This is a genomic window from Tenacibaculum aestuariivivum (assembly GCF_964507685.1).
Taxonomy (GTDB): Bacteria; Bacteroidota; Bacteroidia; order Flavobacteriales; family Flavobacteriaceae; genus Polaribacter; species Polaribacter aestuariivivum.
Genome location: NZ_OZ208414.1, coordinates 2,031,644 through 2,050,353, shown reverse-complemented (window position 1 = coordinate 2,050,353; position 18,710 = coordinate 2,031,644). Strand labels below are relative to the sequence as shown.

At 29.0% G+C, this 18,710-nt stretch carries 16 protein-coding genes; 11 read left to right on the top strand and 5 right to left on the bottom strand.

Going from position 1 to position 18,710, the window contains the following annotated elements:
- Nucleotides 1-46 precede the first annotated feature (46 nt).
- Nucleotides 47-691 (top strand): YceI family protein, encoded by a 645-nt coding sequence (locus ACN5J4_RS09150; protein WP_418649700.1) that lies wholly within the window; start codon nt 47-49, stop codon nt 689-691.
- 90 nt (nt 692-781) lie between these two features.
- Nucleotides 782-1,636 (top strand): hypothetical protein, encoded by an 855-nt coding sequence (locus ACN5J4_RS09145; RefSeq protein WP_418649699.1) that lies wholly within the window; start codon nt 782-784, stop codon nt 1,634-1,636.
- A gap of 37 nt (nt 1,637-1,673) precedes the next feature.
- On the opposite strand, the gene lipB is transcribed toward ACN5J4_RS09145, so the two are convergent.
- Complete coding sequence (gene lipB / locus ACN5J4_RS09140) at nt 1,674-2,378, bottom strand: lipoyl(octanoyl) transferase LipB (RefSeq protein WP_418649698.1); 705 nt, start codon at nt 2,376-2,378, stop codon at nt 1,674-1,676.
- Nucleotides 2,379-2,458: 80 nt separating this feature from the next.
- Here lipB and ACN5J4_RS09135 point away from each other — a divergent pair, with 80 nt between their 5' ends.
- On the top strand, nt 2,459-5,749 hold the full coding sequence (locus ACN5J4_RS09135) for a reprolysin-like metallopeptidase (protein ID WP_418649697.1): 3,291 nt from the start codon (nt 2,459-2,461) through the stop codon (nt 5,747-5,749).
- Between the two features lie 210 nt (nt 5,750-5,959).
- Nucleotides 5,960-6,574, top strand: a complete 615-nt coding sequence (locus tag ACN5J4_RS09130) for a deoxynucleoside kinase (protein WP_418649696.1) — start codon at nt 5,960-5,962, stop codon at nt 6,572-6,574.
- Here ACN5J4_RS09130 and ACN5J4_RS09125 read toward each other — a convergent pair.
- Nucleotides 6,566-7,300, bottom strand: a complete 735-nt coding sequence (locus ACN5J4_RS09125) for a TrmH family RNA methyltransferase (protein WP_418649695.1) — start codon at nt 7,298-7,300, stop codon at nt 6,566-6,568. The genes ACN5J4_RS09130 and ACN5J4_RS09125 overlap by 9 nt on opposite strands.
- Nucleotides 7,301-7,372: 72 nt before the next feature.
- Here ACN5J4_RS09125 and ACN5J4_RS09120 point away from each other — a divergent pair, with 72 nt between their 5' ends.
- The 6 genes from ACN5J4_RS09120 to folK all read left to right on the top strand — a co-directional run bounded on the left by ACN5J4_RS09120 (nt 7,373) and on the right by folK (nt 16,347).
- Nucleotides 7,373-9,820 carry a BamA/TamA family outer membrane protein gene (locus tag ACN5J4_RS09120; RefSeq protein WP_418649694.1) on the top strand — a complete coding sequence of 816 codons (2,448 nt, stop codon included), beginning with the start codon at nt 7,373-7,375 and terminating at the stop codon, nt 9,818-9,820.
- A gap of 94 nt (nt 9,821-9,914) precedes the next feature.
- The gene (fbaA, locus tag ACN5J4_RS09115) at nt 9,915-10,982 is read left to right on the top strand and encodes a class II fructose-bisphosphate aldolase (RefSeq protein ID WP_418649693.1); all 1,068 of its coding nucleotides are present in this window, start codon (nt 9,915-9,917) and stop codon (nt 10,980-10,982) included.
- A 159-nt stretch (nt 10,983-11,141) separates the two neighbouring features.
- Nucleotides 11,142-11,999, top strand: coding sequence for an acetyl-CoA carboxylase, carboxyltransferase subunit beta (accD, locus tag ACN5J4_RS09110; protein ID WP_418649692.1), 858 nt, complete (start codon nt 11,142-11,144; stop codon nt 11,997-11,999).
- A 126-nt stretch (nt 12,000-12,125) separates the two neighbouring features.
- Nucleotides 12,126-12,395 (top strand): 30S ribosomal protein S15, encoded by a 270-nt coding sequence (gene rpsO, locus ACN5J4_RS09105; RefSeq protein WP_418649691.1) that lies wholly within the window; start codon nt 12,126-12,128, stop codon nt 12,393-12,395.
- A 182-nt stretch (nt 12,396-12,577) separates the two neighbouring features.
- Nucleotides 12,578-14,815 carry a polyribonucleotide nucleotidyltransferase gene (locus ACN5J4_RS09100; RefSeq protein WP_418649690.1) on the top strand — a complete coding sequence of 746 codons (2,238 nt, stop codon included), beginning with the start codon at nt 12,578-12,580 and terminating at the stop codon, nt 14,813-14,815.
- 401 nt (nt 14,816-15,216) lie between these two features.
- On the top strand, nt 15,217-16,347 hold the full coding sequence (gene folK / locus ACN5J4_RS09095; RefSeq protein WP_418649689.1) for a 2-amino-4-hydroxy-6-hydroxymethyldihydropteridine diphosphokinase: 1,131 nt from the start codon (nt 15,217-15,219) through the stop codon (nt 16,345-16,347).
- A gap of 26 nt (nt 16,348-16,373) precedes the next feature.
- Here the strand turns inward: folK and gldC are convergent, their stop codons facing one another.
- Nucleotides 16,374-16,709 (bottom strand): gliding motility protein GldC, encoded by a 336-nt coding sequence (gene gldC, locus ACN5J4_RS09090; RefSeq protein WP_418649688.1) that lies wholly within the window; start codon nt 16,707-16,709, stop codon nt 16,374-16,376.
- Nucleotides 16,709-17,671: a gliding motility lipoprotein GldB gene (gene gldB / locus ACN5J4_RS09085; protein ID WP_418649687.1), complete on the bottom strand. Its 963-nt coding sequence runs from the start codon at nt 17,669-17,671 to the stop codon at nt 16,709-16,711. The genes gldC and gldB overlap by 1 nt, the downstream gene beginning before the upstream one ends.
- Before the next feature lie 94 nt (nt 17,672-17,765).
- Here gldB and nadE point away from each other — a divergent pair, with 94 nt between their 5' ends.
- A complete protein-coding gene (nadE, locus tag ACN5J4_RS09080; protein ID WP_418649686.1) occupies nt 17,766-18,554 on the top strand; it encodes an NAD(+) synthase in 789 nt (262 codons plus the stop codon).
- Here nadE and ACN5J4_RS09075 read toward each other — a convergent pair.
- On the bottom strand, nt 18,546-18,677 hold the full coding sequence (locus ACN5J4_RS09075; protein ID WP_418649685.1) for a hypothetical protein: 132 nt from the start codon (nt 18,675-18,677) through the stop codon (nt 18,546-18,548). The two genes, nadE and ACN5J4_RS09075, sit on opposite strands and share 9 nt — an antisense overlap.
- Nucleotides 18,678-18,710 lie beyond the last annotated feature (33 nt).

Sequence of the window (18,710 nt, the reverse complement as noted above, 5' to 3'; positions counted from 1 at the left end):
TGTTGTAACTTATTTAAGTTTTAATAATCAATAAAATTAAATTAAAATGAAAAAATCAATTTTAGCTATTGCTCTTATCGCAATTACTGCAGTTTCTTGTAAATCAGAAAAAAACAAAGTAACTACTAATCAAGAGGTTAAAGATATTAAAAAGGTAGAAAATGTAATTAATTCGTATAAAGTAAACATTTCTGAATCTACTGTTGATTGGAAAGGTAGTAAACCTACAGGTTCACATAATGGAGTTATTAATATAACTAGAGGTTTATTTGATATTGAAAACAATGTACTTAAATCAGGTGAATTTATCATAGACATGAACTCTATTTCTTGTAATGATTTAGAAGTTGCTGACGGTAAAGAAAAATTAGAAAAACATTTAAAAGATACAGATTTTTTTGATGTTAAAAAATTTCCTACTGCTAAATTTGAAATAGCAAGTTCTGAAATTAAAAACGGAAAATTACACGTAACTGGTAATTTAACGCTTAGAGGAACTACAAAAAGTATCACAATTCCAGCAACCGTTACTCAAAATGAAAACGTGGCAACTTTTAAAAGCGACGTTTTTAGTATTGATAGAACAGATTTTGGTGTTACTTATAAGTCTAAAAAAATTGACGCTGCTTTAAAAGATAAATTCATTAACGATTTAATGGAAATTTCTTTTGAAATTAAAGCTCAAAAATAATATTTTAAAACTGAATTTTTTTAAAGCTCTAAAACTTAGTTTTTAGAGCTTTTTTTTTATTTTTGCTAGAAAATTAATGCTAACCCTGTATTGGTAAGTTCTAAAAATAATGGTATACCTTTTTTTCCTACATTAGAAGGATACAATTATGTTATTTCGTCTGTTCAATTACCAAAAGGTAATATACTACTAGATGCTACAGAAACATATAACACTCCAAATATACTACCTACTAGAACTCTAAACGGGGAAGGAAGAATTGTCGAAAAAAATGAAAACTCAAAAACCATCAATTTACCCCCTTTAAAACATCATATTGATAATAATAATAATAATATAATTACTAAAATAAAAGATGACTTAACCGTAAAAGGTATATTTAAAACCAAACATGAAAATCATGCAACTCTAATATATCGAAAATCTTTTAATCACCTACTGGAAGAAGAGTTAATTTCTAAAATTGAAAACAAAACTAACATAAAAATAGATAAATTTAAGATTAATAACAAAAATGAGATTACAAAACCTATTAGTCAATTAATTAAATTTGCTAGCGATGATTTAATTGAAACTATTAACGATAACATATATATTAATCCTTTATTATTTTTATCTAAAACTAAAAACCCTTTTAAATTAAAAACAAGAAAGTTTTCTGTTGATTTTTCAACTCCTTGGAAAGATAAATATGCTACTTCAATTCAAATACCAGAGGGATATAAAGTAAAAAATATTCCTGAACCTTTAGCTATCGGATTACCTAATAATATAGGGGTTTTTAAATTTCAATCAACTGTAATAGGAAATAAAATAAAAACACAAAGTGTACTAGTATTTAATACACCTTTAATAACTCCTGAATATTATACTATACTTAAAGAATTTTATAATAAGGTTATTTCTAAACAAACCGAAAAAATAATTCTGATAAAAAATAATTAACAGTTATAAAAAAGAGAGAGATATATGTCTCTCTTTTTTATTCAATAACAAATTCTTCAACTTCGAAAAGGTGTTTTAAATGTTTTAATATTTTTTGTTTTACCTCAGCTTCTGAAACTTCATACTCCAACTCTGACTTTATAGAGGTAACCGCCTTACCTCTAATACCACAAGGAATAATATTATCAAAATACCCTAAATTTGTATTTACATTTAATGCAAAGCCATGCATGGTAACCCATCTGCTAGCACGAATTCCCATAGCACATATTTTTCTAGCAAACGGAGTTCCTACACCTAACCAAACCCCTGTTTCTCCATCACTACGCTCACCTTTTAAACCATACTCTGCAATCGTTAATATAATTGCTTCTTCTAAGAAGCGTAGATATTTATGAATATCTGTAAAAAAATTTTCTAAATCAAAAATAGGATATCCTACTATTTGTCCAGGCCCGTGATAAGTAATATCTCCTCCTCTATTTATTTTATAGAAAGTTGCCTTTTTTTCCTTTAACCTTTGTTCATTTAACAATAGGTTACTAGCGTCTCCAGACTTGCCTAGTGTATAAACATGAGAGTGTTCAACAAATAAAAAATAATTTGGTGTTATTATTTTAACCTCGTTTTTTCTATTTTCTTTCTTTATAGAAACAATTTTATCTAGCAATTCAGTTTGATAATTCCATGTTTCTTTATAATCTTTTTGACCTAAATCACTTACTATTATTTTTTTATTCATAAATTAGTGTTCTAAAAGTACCCAAAGGTAGGAAAAATAGCTTTAAGCTATTATATAAACACCTATTAACAACATACTATATGATTATAAATAGCAAATTTTTATTATTAATTATCTTTACTTTTTTTGTAGGTAATTTATTTTCTCAAGATTTTTGGAACAAAAATGAAAGAAAAAATTTATCTATTCAACAAAATGAAATTCTAAGTAGAAAAAATACTCCTTTAAAGTACTCTTTAATTTCTTTAAACTTAAGTAATCTTGATTCATATTTATCTAAAAAAACAAAATCAAAAAATAATCAAAAAATAATTGCATTACCTAACTCTGAAGGAGTGTTAAAAAAATTCTCAATAAAAGAAACCCCTTCTTTGGCTGTTAAATTGGCTGAAAAATTCCCAATGATAAAATCATATTCAGGTAAAGGAATTGATGACCCTACAGCAACAGCTAAAATTAGTATAGGTACTAATGGATTACACGCTCTTATATACTATGGAAATGAAAGTACTATATATATAGACCCTTACACTAAAAATAAAAAAGTGTACATTGTTTACAAAAGAACAGATTTAAAAGCAGATAACAATAACTTTAAATGTGAGGTTGAAAATATCACTAAAACAGTAATATCCTCTAATCAAAAAAGAAATGCTGACGACGGAGTATTAAGAACATATAGAATTGCAATTGCTTGTACTAATGAATATTCTCAATTTCATTTAAATAATCAAGGAATAGCCTCTTCAGCAACAAATACTGTTAAAAAAGCAACTGTTTTATCGGCTATAAATACAACTATAACACGTGTAAATGCTATTTATGAAAGAGATTTAGCAGTTAGAATGGTTCTTGTTGATAATAATGATCAATTAATATTTCTAGAAACCAATGGAGATGATGGTTTAACAAATAATGATGCTGATTTATTAATTGATGAAAGTCAAGAAAAGTGCGACGCAATAATTGGTGATGCTAATTATGACATTGGACATACATTTAGTACTGGAGGGGGTGGCTTAGCACAAGTAAGCTCAGTTTGTATTACTGGCTATAAAGGAGGGGGAATTACTGGTAGTAGCCAACCGATTAATGACCCATATGATATTGATTATGTTGCTCATGAATTAGGGCATCAATTTGGCGCTACTCATACACAAAATAATGACTGTAATAGAACATATTCAACAGCTGTTGAACCTGGAAGCGGGTCTACAATTATGGGGTATGCAGGTATTTGCTCTCCAAATGTTCAAGGAAATAGCGACACCTATTTTCATGCAGTAAGTATTGATCAAATGTGGTCTCATATAAAAGGGGGAGGTGGTTGTGCTACCTTGTTAAATATGAATAATAATGCACCTACAGCCAACGCTGGAGAAGATAAAAGCATACCTAAATCAACTCCTTTTATTTTAAAAGGAGTTGCTACAGATAATCAAGGACTAGCTAGCTTAACGTATAATTGGGAGCAAATAGATAATGAACTAGCAACAATGCCTCCTGTTTCAACAAATACAGGAGGACCAGCTTTTAGGTCGCTACCTTCCAGTACATCTCCCAATAGGTATTTACCCGCTTTAACTAATGTTGTCAATAATAGTTTAGACCAATGGAACGTTCTCCCTGATGTTCCAAGAGAATTAAACTTTGCTCTTACCGTAAGAGACAACAATCCAGGTGCAGGTAACTCTTCTAGAGATGATATTAAAATTACGGTAACAAATGCAGAACCTTTTACTGTAACATCTCCCAATACAAGTGTAACATGGAATGTTGGTACTTTACAAACAATAACATGGAACAAAGGAACAACTGACTTAGCTCCTATCAATTGCTCTAAAGTTAATATAAAACTTTCTACTGATGGTGGTTTAACCTTTCCTATCATTTTAAAAGAAAATGTATTGAATGACGGAGTAGAAGATATTACAATCCCAAACAATCCAACTAGCACAGCCCGTATACTTGTAGAGGCTGCTGACAATGTTTTTTACAATGTAAATTTAACTAACTTTGTTATAAAGTCTACAATTCCAACTTTTTTAGTTTCAAATGAAACAAGTAAACAAGTTATTTGTAATACAGGAAATAAAACTATTAAATATACTCTTAATTTTAATTTTGTTAATGGCTTTTCTGAAACAGTAAATCTATCAGCTATAGGCCTACCTAATGGAACTACAGCTAGCTTTGCTCCGTCTACAATTAACACAAATGGAAATGTAATTATGACGCTTAATAATAGTAATAATAATCTTCAAAAAGATTACACAATTATTATTGAGAGTAAATCAACATCAATTACACAAAAAACTGAAGCTCTTTTAAAAATAATTGGCAGTGATTTTTCTAATATAACAACGACTAAACCAGCTGATTCTGCAATAAATATTGATTTACTACCTGAGTTTAAATGGACTAATGATGACAATGTAAGTTCTTATGAAATAATAATTGCAACAGATAATAGTTTTTCTAATGTATTAATTAATGAAACATTAAGCACTAATTCATATCTACCTTCAATTCCTTTATCTGGTACTACTACATATTTTTGGAAAGTGAAACCTAAAAATATGTGTGGTGAAGGAGTTTTTTCAACCACATCAAATTTTACAACTCAAAACCCCTCATATTGTTCCTCTACTTTCACAGATGAAGCAGGTGGAGCTGACCATATAACCAATGTTACATTTAACACAATTAATAATGATTCAAGTAACAACACCATAGATGGTTATGAAGATTTTACTGATATATATACAGTTATAAAGAAAACAGAATCACATCAAATAAGTGTAACCTTTAATACTGATGGATACCAAAGTCATTGTTATGTATTTATTGATTGGAATCAAGATTTTAAATTTGATAAAAATACGGAAAAATATGACTTAGGTACAAAAACAGATGATATTGCTATTGCAACCTACGATATAAATATTCCTGAAAGTGCTCTTTTAGGTAGCACACGAATGAGAGTAATAGTTGAATATGATGATCCAACAAATGGTTACGGAGACGGTTCTTGTGATTCAGATCATTTAGAAGAATGGGGCGAGACAGAAGATTATACTATATTTATTGATGGTTATGTAACCGATAAAAATTTATTTTCTGACTTAAAAGTATACCCTATACCTTCTTATAACAGTAAACTTACTATTGAATTTAGCGCAAAAGATAAAGACTTAACAGTAATTCGACTATTTAATGTAATTGGTCAACTACTAGAAACCAAAACCTTTTCAACCATTTCAACTAAATTTGACCATGAAATTGAGTTTAAAAGTATAAGTAGTGGTATTTATTTTCTTCAAATTCAAAATAGCGGAAAAATAAAAAATAAAAAAATAATTATTAAATAGTATAATAAATAAAACGAACTATTAAGTTCGTTTTATTTATTATACTATGTTAATTACAGCTACACAAGTACATGTGCCATAAATTATAACCTAAATAAAAAATAGTTTAATTATATTTTACCATAAATATTTTAATAAATCAATTGATTTATTAAAATATTATAAAACACTTTTTTTTATGTAATTTCACATTCTAGAAATCTAAAAACTATGCATGTAGCTATTGCCGGAAACATAGGCGCTGGTAAAACCACATTAACTCACTTACTAGCAAAACATTATAATTGGGATGCTCATTTCGAATCAGTAGATGAAAATCCTTATTTAGATGATTTTTATGGTGAAATGGAGCGCTGGTCATTTAACTTACAAGTTTTCTTTTTAAATAGTCGTTTCCGACAAGTTTTAGAATTAAGAGAATCTGGCAAAAAAATAATTCAAGATAGAACTATTTATGAAGATGCTCATATTTTTGCACCCAACTTATATGCTATGGGATTAATGACAAATCGTGACTACAGTAATTACTCTTCTTTATTTGATTTAATGGAAAATCTAGTAACACCTCCTGATTTATTAATTTATTTACGAGCAGACATATCTACATTAGTTGGTCAAATTCATAAACGAGGTAGAGAGTACGAAAACTCAATTAGCATTGATTACCTAAGTAGGTTAAATGAACGTTACGAAGCCTGGGCAAGTAAATATAATAAAGGAAACTTATTAATTATTGATGTTGATAATATTGATTTTGTTAAAAACCAAGAAGACTTAGGAGCTATTATTGATAAAATAGATATACAAATCAACGGATTACTCTAAACCTCTTTTAAACTCACTTAATAAAATTGCTGTTGCTGTTGCAACATTTAAGCTTTCAGTTTGCTGAATATTACCAAATCTAGGAATGGTTAATTTATTTTTTACAATTGCTATTACTTCATCAGAAACTCCGTTAGCTTCATTACCCATTACTAAAACAGCATTTTGAGGTAATGCTGTTTTATATACATTATCACCATGCATATCTGCAACATATATAGGTAATTGAGTATTTGTTAAAAAATGCTGTAAATTAGTGTATAAAATATTCACCCTCGTTAAAGACCCCATAGTAGATTGTACTACTTTTTGATTATAGCAATCTACAGTATCTATTGAACAAATCAATTCTGAAACACCAAACCAATCACATAAACGAATAATAGTACCTAAATTACCTGGATCATTCACTTTATCTAAAACAATAATTAAACCTTTTGATTCTAACTTCTTAATATCAGGAATTTTAAAAACACCTAAAACTTTATTAGGATTTTTTAATGTACTTATTTTTTTTAACTCAAATTCTGATATAATAGTAAAATTAACATCTTCAGGAACCTCAAAAGCAGTATCTACAATAAAAACATGATATGCTTCTACCCTCGAACTTAATAACTCACTTACAACTTTTATTCCTTCTGCTACAAATAGTTTATGTTTTTGTCGATATTTTTTTTGCTGTAGACTTGTTATTAATTTCTGATTGCTTTTAGATAAACTCATTAAATCTTTTTTAACACATTATAACCACTAAAATTTAGTATTTTTGACAATTAAATACGAGGTGTAAAGTTAATGAAAAAACTTTCTTTCTTCTTTCTATTAGTAATCTTATTCAATTCTTGTAATACAATAAAGTATGTAAAAGAAAATGAATTATTATTAGCTAAAAACGCTATATATATTGATAGTGTAAAAAACACAAGTCAAAAAATTACCGAATTATTAATGCAAAAACCTAACGCAAAAGCCTTAGGTATACCATTATCATTATATTTTTACAACTTAGGAAATCCTAATGGAGCAAAAACACCGAAAAAATGGGGACTAAAAAAACCTAAAACATACTCTTTCTTCAAGAAAAACTTTTCAGAAAAACAAAGTATATCTGTCGCCAAAACTTTTATCGGTCTAAATAATTGGTTTCTAAATAGTGGTGAAGCTCCAATTGTTATTGATGATAAAAAAACTAAAAAAACAGTAACTAATCTAAATACCTATTTTCAAACAGAAGGATATTTTCGTTCAAAAGTTTTTTCAAAAAAAGACACCATAGCTAATAAAAAAGGAGAAATATCATATCATATAATAAAAGGAAAACCTTCATTTTTAGATTCAATTAAAACAAAAATATCTTCACATATTCTTGATTCTATATATCAAAAATCTAAAGAAAAAAGCTTTCTTGAATCTGGCAAACAATATAAAGATGGTGATTTTATAAAAGAAGCAAATAGACTTGTTCAGTTATTTAGAAACAAAGGAATTTATCATTTTAATGAAAATTATATTTCTTTTGATAACGATACACTTAAAAACTACCAAAAAACTCATGTAGATATTAACATATCTGATAGAATTATTCCTTTTAAAATTCAAAAAATAACAAAAATAAATGTATATACTGACTATACATATAATAAAAGAAACGCACCTCATAAAGATTCTATATTACATGAAGGTATTAATTTTTACGCTCATCGAAAGTTGAAATATAACCCTAAAATTTTATCACAATCCTTATTTATCAAACCTAACTCTGTGTATTCTGATATTTCAAGAAACTTAACACGTACACATTTAAGAGGTTTAAAAAACTTCAAATCCAGTTCTATTCGCTACAATGAACTTAAAGATGATGAGTTAGAGGCTAACATTTATTTAACTCCAATTGAAAAATATACTTTGGGCTTTGACACAGAGTTATCTAGGTCTAACATTCGTAACTTTGATATTTCTTTAAAATTCTCTTTAACTAACAGGAATACTTTCAAAGGTGCTGAAATTTTTAAGTTTTCAACTTATGGATCTTATTTTAATTCAAATAATGGCCCTGGATGGGAAGTTGGTGCAGATGTTTCTTTAGAAATACCTCGTTTTGTTGCTCCTTTTGGTTTACAGAAATTAGTACCAAAAAAAATGTTTCCAAAAACAAAATTTTATACAGGCGGTGGTATTCAAAAAAATATAGGACTCGATAATAAAAATATCTCTATTGGTATAGATTATAAGTGGAACTACACCAAACAAAAAACTATTAGAATAGAGTTATTTAATGCTCAATATATTAGAAACTTAAATATAGATAATTACTTTAATGTATATGGATCTGAATATTCAAAACTAAAAGAAATTGCAACTACATCTCCTTATAATTTACCTGAAAACAATCCTAGTAACTCTTCAGCTATTTTACAATTTGTTAGAAACGTTATAAAAGACAACTCCTTTGCTAATACAAACCCACTAGAGTACCAAAACAATCTAAATATTTTTAATCGCTATAATATTATTACTTCTGATTTTTTAATTCCTGAGATCGCTTATAATTTTACTTACAACAATCAAGAGAGTGCAAAAGATGCTAGTTTTTCTTTTCTAAAACTTAGAATAGCAAACTCTGGAAATATTTTAGGTATTGCCTCAAAAAAAACAAACACTACAGATCAAAAAACATTTTTTAGTATTCCTATAGCTCAATACTTTAAAACAGATATAGAATACAAAAAATATTGGGATTTAGGAAGCAATACAGTACTAGCTCACCGAACTTTTTTAGGCGCTATAATCACCTATAACCAATCAAGCATTCCTTTTTCTCGTAGTTACTTTGCTGGAGGCTCTAATGACATTAGAGCTTGGAGAACATATGATTTAGGTCCAGGTACTCGACAACCTGGTTTAGAATATAATATTGGAAGTTTAAAGTTTTTGTCAAGCTTTGAATATCGCTTCAATGTGCTAGGAGCTTTAAAAGGTGCTTTATTTTTAGATACTGGAAATATTTGGGATATCACAAACTCTAATTTCGTTGATGATTCTGCTAAATTTAAAAATATTAAATCTTTTACGAATATGGCAGTTGGTTCAGGTTTTGGGCTTAGATATGATTTTAAATTTTTAATTGCTCGTTTAGATTTAGGTTTTAAAGTACACGAACCTTATCTAAACCAAAATAAATGGTTTAAAAACCATAATTTTTCCAATTCAAAATTAAATATAGGTATTAATTACCCTTTTTAAACTTTATTTTTTAATTCACCTACTTTTATTTTTTAGTAATACATTTAAAATTCCTTATTTTTGACGTGCTTAATACAATTAAAAACAAATAAAAATGGCTCATACTATTAAAGCTGGAGTTGCTACCGGAAAAGAAGTTCAAGCAATATTTCAATTAGCAAAAGACAAAAAATTTGCTTTACCCGCTGTAAATGTTGTAGGTTCTAATACTATAAATACTGTTTTAGAAGCTGCAAAAGAATTAAACTCACCTGTAATAATTCAGTTTTCTAATGGTGGAGCTCAGTTTAACGCAGGTAAAGGATTATCAAATAAAAACGAAAAAGCAGCCATAGCAGGTGCTGTTGCAGGTGCCAAACACGTTCATTTATTAGCAGAAGCATACGGTATTCCTGTAATTTTACATACCGACCATGCTGCTAAAAAATTATTACCTTGGATTGACGGCTTACTAGATGCTAGTGAGCAATTTTATAAAGAAACAGGAAAATCATTATATAGCTCTCATATGATTGATTTATCTGAAGAGCCAATTGAAGAAAATATTGAAATTTGTAAAACATACCTTGCTCGTATGAGTAAAATAGGAATGACTTTAGAAATTGAACTAGGAATAACTGGAGGAGAGGAAGATGGCGTAGACAATTCTGATGTTGATATTTCTAAATTATACACACAACCTGAAGAGGTTGCCTATGCTTATGAAGAGTTAATGAAAGTAAGTGACCAATTTACAATAGCAGCTGCTTTTGGAAACGTTCATGGTGTGTATAAACCTGGTAACGTGAAATTAACACCAAAAATTTTAAAAAATTCTCAAGAATATATTTCTAAAAAATATAATGTACCTCATAATACTATTGATTTTGTTTTTCATGGAGGATCAGGATCTACATTAGATGAAATAAGAGAAGCAATTGACTACGGAGTTATAAAAATGAATATTGACACTGATTTACAATATGCATTTACAGAAGGAACTCGTGATTATATTTTAGCAAAAAAAGAATATTTAGGAAGTCAAATTGGTAATCCGAATGGATCTGACCAACCAAATAAAAAATATTACGACCCACGTAAATGGTTACGTGAGGGTGAATTAACATTTAAAGCACGTTTAAAAAAGGCTTTTGAAGACTTGAATAACGTAAACACGTTATAGCTCCTTAATACTATATTAAAAAGCACTTAGAATATACTAAGTGCTTTTTTTTATTTATAAAAAGTAAAGTTCACAAAAATAATTTACATTTGTCGTCAGCTCTTTTCTTAAAATAAATGAGTTAACCACACATACAAATAACAAAATATAAACTAAACTATGGCTTGGTTTAAACGTAAAGACAAGGGGATTCAAACCCCTACTGAAGAAAAAAAAGACACCCCTAAAGGCTTATGGTATAAAACACCAAGCGGAAAGGTTATTGATACTGAAGAATTAAAGAAGAATTTATATGTAAGCCCTGAAGATGGCTATCATGTTCGTATTGGAAGTCATGAATATTTTGAACTTTTTTTTGATAACAATAATTTTGTTGAATTAGACGCAACATTAACATCAAAAGATCCTTTAAAATTTGAAGACACTAAAAAATACCCAGATCGTTTAAAAGCAGCTCAGAAAAAAACAGGCTTAAAAGATGCTGTTCGTACAGCAGTAGGAAAATCTAACGGAAAAAACATAGTAATTGCCTCTATGGATTTTGCTTTTATAGGAGGATCAATGGGAAGTGTAGTAGGAGAAAAAATAGCAAGAGCTATTGATTATGCTATTAAAAATGAGCTTCCTTTCTTAATGGTTTCAAAATCAGGAGGTGCCCGTATGATGGAAGCTTCTTTATCATTAATGCAATTAGTTAAAACATCAGCTAAATTAGCACAATTAGCAGAAGCTAAAATACCATACATTTCACTATGTACTGACCCTACTACAGGAGGAACAACTGCCTCATTTGCTATGCTAGGCGACATTAACATTGCCGAACCAAATGCGTTAATAGCTTTTGCAGGACCTCGTGTTGTAAAAGATACTACAGGTAAAGAATTACCTGAAGGATTTCAACGCTCTGAATTTGTATTAGAACATGGTTTTTTAGATGCTATTTACGAACGTAAGCAACTAAAAAAACAAGTAAATTTATATATTGACTTAATACAAAATAAACCTATTAGAGCCTAAAATAAAAAGCTAGCATACATTAGCTTTTTATTTTACATCTTTATATGAATTTGAAAATTATTTGTACATTTGCAAATTCAATGCAATGTGCATTGTGTACATAAAAATCATTTAAATAATATTGGAATGTATTTAACTAAAGAAGTAAAAGAAGGATTATTCGAAAAACACGGTAAAGGAAAAGCTGATACTGGTACTTCGGAAGGACAAATTGCTTTGTTCACCTTTAGAATTAACCACTTAACGGAACATTTAAAAAGAAATCGTAAAGATTTTAATACAGAACGTTCGTTAGTAAAAATGGTAGGAAAACGTAGAAGTTTACTTGATTACTTAAAGAAAACTGAAATCAATAGATATCGTGCGATTATCAAAGAATTAGGAATTAGAAAATAATTCTAAAAAAAAGAGGCTCTATAAACGTGCCTCTTTTTTATTTTAAGTAATAAACTCATTTCTATCTAACTAATAGAAATTTATATAAAAAACTCGAAATTACCAACAACAATTTTGATTTTCCATTGCAACAAAACAACAACACAACAACAAACAATTTAAAAATTTAGAATTAAAAATTTATGATTCCAAAAGTATTTAGAGAGGTCATTGACCTAGGAGATGGAAGAACCATCTCATTAGAAACCGGTAAGTTAGCAAAACAAGCTCATGGTTCAGTTGTTGTTCAAATGGGAAAAGCAATGTTGTTATGTACTGTTGTATCTAGCTACAAAGCAGGAACAGTTGATTTTTTACCTTTAACGGTAGATTATAGAGAAAAGTTTGCTGCTGCAGGTCGTTATCCAGGAGGTTTCTTTAAAAGAGAAGCAAGACCTAGTGATGGTGAAGTATTAACAATGCGTTTAGTAGACCGTGTCTTACGTCCATTATTTCCAAAAGATTATCATTCTGAAGTACAGGTAATGATTCAATTAATGTCTCATGATGAAGACGTTATGCCAGATGCATTAGCAGGTTTAGCAGCTTCTGCAGCTATTCAATTATCTGATTTCCCTTTCGAATGCCCTATTTCTGAAGCACGTGTTGCTAGAGTAAATGGTGAATTTGTTATCAACCCAACTAGAGCTCAATTAGAAGAATCTGATATCGATATGATGATTGGAGCTTCAGCTGATTCAGTAATGATGGTTGAAGGTGAAATGGATGAAATTTCTGAAGAAGAAATGGCTGAAGCAATTAAATTTGCGCATGAATCTATTAAAATACAATGTGCTGCTCAAGTTCGTTTAGCTGAAGCTTTCGGTAAAAAAGTAACAAGAGAATACGAAGGAGAAAGAGAAGATAAAGAATTAGCAGCTAAAATAAACGACTTTACTTACGATAAGTGCTATGCTATTGCTAAAAAAGGTACTTCTAAAGTAGAACGCACAACGGCTTTTGCAGAAGTAAAAGAAGAATTAAAAGCTTCATTTACCGAAGAAGAACTAGAAGATTATGGTGACTTAATTAGCAAATATTTTAATAAATCACAAAAAAGTGCTGTTAGAGAATTAACTTTAGCCGAAGGTTTACGTTTAGATGGTCGTAAGACTGACGAAATTAGACCAATTTGGTGTGAGGTAGATTATTTACCATCAACACATGGTTCATCAATATTTACTCGTGGAGAAACTCAAGCATTAGCTACGGTTACTTTAGGTACATCTAGAGATGCTAACAAAATAGATATGCCATCTTACGAAGGTGAAGAAAATTTCTATTTACATTATAACTTCCCTCCTTTTTGTACAGGTGAAGCTCGTCCATTAAGAGGAACTTCTCGTAGAGAGGTTGGTCATGGTAACTTAGCTCAACGTGGTTTAAAAGGAATGATTCCTGCTGATTGTCCTTATACAGTAAGAGTTGTATCTGAAGTATTAGAATCTAACGGTTCTTCTTCTATGGCAACTGTTTGTGCTGGTACAATGGCTTTAATGGATGCAGGTGTTAAAATGACAAGACCAGTTTCGGGTATTGCTATGGGATTAATTTCTGATGGAGATCGTTACGCAGTTTTATCTGATATTTTAGGTGATGAAGATCATTTAGGTGATATGGACTTTAAAGTAACTGGTACTTCTGAAGGAATTACTGCTTGTCAAATGGATATTAAAGTTAAAGGATTAAGTTACGAAATTTTAGTAAATGCTCTAAAACAAGCTCGTGAAGGTCGTTTACATATTTTAGAAAAATTGACTGATACAATTGCTTCTGCAAACGAAGAAGTTAAAGAGCATGCTCCTAAAATGATTAACCGTCGTATACCTAATGATATGATTGGTGCATTTATCGGGCCAGGTGGTAAACATATTCAAGAATTACAGAAAGAAACAGGAACTACAATTGTAATTACTGAAGATGCTGTAACTGAAGAAGGAATTATTGAAATTTTAGGAACAGACCCTGAAGGAATTGAAAAAGTAATTACTCGTATTGAATCTATGCTTTTTAAACCTCAAGTTGGTAGTGCTTATGAAGTAAAAGTAATTAAAATGTTAGATTTTGGTGCTGTTGTAGAATACGCAGAAGCTCCTGGAAACGAAGTTTTATTACATGTTAGTGAATTAGCATGGGAACGCACTGAAAATGTTTCTGACGTAGTTAAAATGGGAGATGTATTTGATGTAAAATATTTTGGACTTGACCCAAGAACTCGTAAAGAGAAAGTTTCTCGTAAAGCTTTGTTACCAAAACCAGAAGGTTATGTAGCAAGACCACCTAGAGAAAATAAACCTAGAGATAACAGAGGACGTGATGATAGAAAACCTAGAGCTCCAAGAGAACATAGAGAAGAAAGAGCTCCTAAAAAAGAAGATTAATTTTCTTTTTAAATAATATTAAAACCGCTAAATTATTTTAGCGGTTTTTTTGTTTTAAAAAATAAGATACCCAAACCTTATAAACTTAATTTAATAATGTTTTTACACCATCATTTAAATAACCTATTACAAGCCCTAATACTTAAATAAATTAACAAAAAAACAATAATGGATTCATTTGTAAATTAAAATATACTAATTTTCACTCTCTTTTACATATCAAAAATCACTTAAATTAACAATATTCAAACATCAATCAAAAATAGCGCCTTTTCAAACTAACATTTTAACTAACGTGTTTTCAATTTGAAATAATTCTAAAACAAATTAAGCTTACCAATTAAATAAAAACTTATTTATACTTTTTTTACCTTACTTTTATTTTTCTTTGCAATTGGCACATGAAAACACAAAAAACAACTTATTTATCTATAGGAACTAATGAAGGTAATAGATTTAAAAATCTTCAAAACGCAGTTAATTTAATTGCAAGCAAAGTTGGAACAATCAAAAAAATTGCTTCGATATATGAAACGCCCTCTTTAGGTTTTAAAGGTGCTTATTTTTACAATACCTGCATTAAAGTTACTACTTTTTTATCGCCTGAAAACTTAATTGAAAAACTACTTGCTATAGAAAGTGATTTAGGAAGGGCTCGAAAAAATAAAAATGGATATGCCGATAGGATTATAGATTTAGATATTATATTATTTGATAATGAGGTTATTTTTACTAAAAACCTAATTATTCCACATCCTAGAATGTTAGACCGTAAGTTTGTTTTAGTGCCATTAGTTGAAATTGCTAATAATATAGTGCACCCTATAACTAAAAAACAACTGACCATTTGTTTAAATAACTGTACTGACAACTCTACAATTACTAGTATTAAAAAACAGTTAATTAAACCTATTACAATAAAAAAAAAATACAATTATATTGCTATTGAAGGAAATATTGGTGTAGGTAAAACTTCATTAGTTCATAAAATATCTAAAAGCTCTAATACTGAAGTTGTTTTAGAGCACTATGTTGACAATCCTTTTTTACCTAGATTTTACCAAAATAAGGAGCGTTATGCTTTTGTATTAGAAATGAGTTTTTTAGCCGACAGGTATCAGCAGTTAACAGATGACTTAACTAAATTTAACTCACCTAAAAACTGTATTGTTTCAGATTATTATATATTTAAATCATTAATTTTTGCAGAAATCACCTTGTCTAAAGATGAGTATAAATTGTACCGAAAAATGTTTGATTTACTGTATAAAGAAATTAGAAAGCCCGATTTGTATATATACTTATACCAAAATACAACTCGCTTACTTGAAAATATAAAAAAAAGAGGTCGAGCATATGAGCAAAATATAAACACTACGTATTTAAATAACATAAATACAGGATATAATCATTTTATAAAAACTCAACCAAATTTAAACATATTAACTATTGATGTTTCAAATTTAGATTTTGTAAATAATTTTAACGATTATCAATTTATCATTGAGCAAATAAATAACCATATTGATTAAAAAAAGCAGCTTAAAAGCTGCTTTTTTTATTTTTTTAATTCTAATTTTTCTGCAAAATAATCACAAAAATCTCTCATAGTAGCCCCCATTTTATCATCATTGGTAGCTCTTTCAAATGACCCTGCCATTGATACTAATGTTTGATGATAAAACTGTTTCATTTCATCAACAGGCATATCCTTAGTCCATAAATCCATTCGTAAGGTATCTTTTTGTTTATGATCCCAAACAGATAACATAATTGCTTTAGATGGCTCGTTATCTATTCCTCCATCTTCTGCATTCCATGAAATTTTTTCCGGAATTTTATTCTCGTCTAACCCTACTGTAAACGTTATTTTAGAAGTGTGCTCTATTGCCATTATTTCTTTGGTTTATATTTTGATTTTTGGAAAATTTCTTCTTCACTTTTCTGTAATAATTGCTGCAAAGATACATCATTCTTTTGCATGTACGATCGTACTATTTGCCAACCAATATACTCCCCTATTCTACCAGGTGATTGAACATCTTCATCCATGTAAAACTTTGAAAAAGGAGCGATATCTAAAAAGCGTTTATCAAGCTCTTTACTAGTACTATACAGCATTTCTTTTTCTATAAAATACTTCCAAATTTGTTCTTCATTACTTTTTGCCCAATTAAACTTAGTTAGAGAGTACCCTATTTTTACATTCTCAGATACTGTAGGTAAATAAGCATCTAATAAATACATTTTTTTTCCTTTATAAATCATCTTATCTACAAAACTACGTTGCTTCGCTGAAAACATTTGTGAACTTATAATTGATTTTGCTACATCAACAACTATATGTTCTTTATCATTATTTTGTTTTACATACGCAGGGTAATCATTATAAAAACGATGTTGTTTACCAAGGTAAGCATCTAAAGATATTAATAATAAACTATCAGCATATACAATTCGATTATCATAGTCTATATTAGTTAACATAGTTACTACCCGAGGGCTTCTAAATTTTGGATTATAATATTTCACATGCTTAAATAATGATGTTAAGTTAGACGTTACATCATTAAACGTAGAAAATACATTTTGTGTTTCCTGATATAATTCACGCTCATCTTTATTATTAATTTTATTTATCCAAACACTATCTGGCTGAGAAGGGAATAATAACGGATACTTTCTTTTAGTACTTATTAAATCATTTGGTTTTGTAGTATAAAAATCAATATCAAATCTATCAACAATAACATTAACAGTTATATTAGATACATCAACTACTAAATTAAAATCGGTTTCTTTTTTACAAGATATTAAAGTTGAAACTAAAACACAAAGTGCTAAAATTTTTCTCATGAAGTTTATTATATTTACATTCAATATTACAACGCCAAAATTACTAAAATAGTTTATACCATTTTGATATAAACTTTTATAAAAACATTTGATTATGAATACACCTAAAGTTTCAGAGCACATTGTAAAATGGTTAAAAAATTATGCTATTAAAGCTGGTGTAAATGGTTTTGTTGTAGGTGTTTCAGGAGGTATAGATAGTGCTGTAACCTCAACATTATGTGCTAAAACAGGACTAACAACCTTATGTGTTGAGCTTCCTATTCATCAAGCAGCAAACCAAGTAAATAGAGCTAATGAACATATTAAACAATTAAAGGAGCGTTACAGTAATGTAAATGAAATTGAGGTTAATTTAACAAGTACTTTTGAAAACTTTAAAACAGTTGTACCTAAAATTAAAGTTTCTGATAAAACTAATTTAGCATTAGCTAATACACGTGCACGTTTACGCATGACAACCTTGTATTATTTTGCAGGTTTACATGGATTATTAGTAGCTGGTACTGGTAATAAAGTGGAAGATTTTGGAGTAGGTTTTTACACAAAATATGGTGATGGAGGTGTTGATTTAAGTCCTATTGCCGATTTAGTAAAATCAGAAGTATATGCTTTAGCAGCACATTTAAACGTTCCAACATCTATACAAAATGCACAACCTACTGACGGACTTTTTGGTGATAGTAGAACTGATGAAGATCAAATTGGCGCTTCTTATGATGAACTAGAGTGGGCTATGAAAATGAAAAATATTGGTAAAAAAGAAAGCGATTTCACAAACAGAGAATTAGAAGTATTTAACATTTATAATCGATTAAATCGAATAAATCAACACAAAATGATTCCAATACCTGTCTGTGAAATACCTAGCAATTTAAAGTAAGTTTACCTCTATTAACCGACGTTTAATTTGCTGATAAGCCTCCTTTTTGTTTCCATCTGATATTTTTAAAGGTAATATTATTAACATTCTAAAAAGATCTAAAAACTGTACTATTTTTTTCATAACAAAATCCCCCTTTTTTTCTTTTCTGATTCA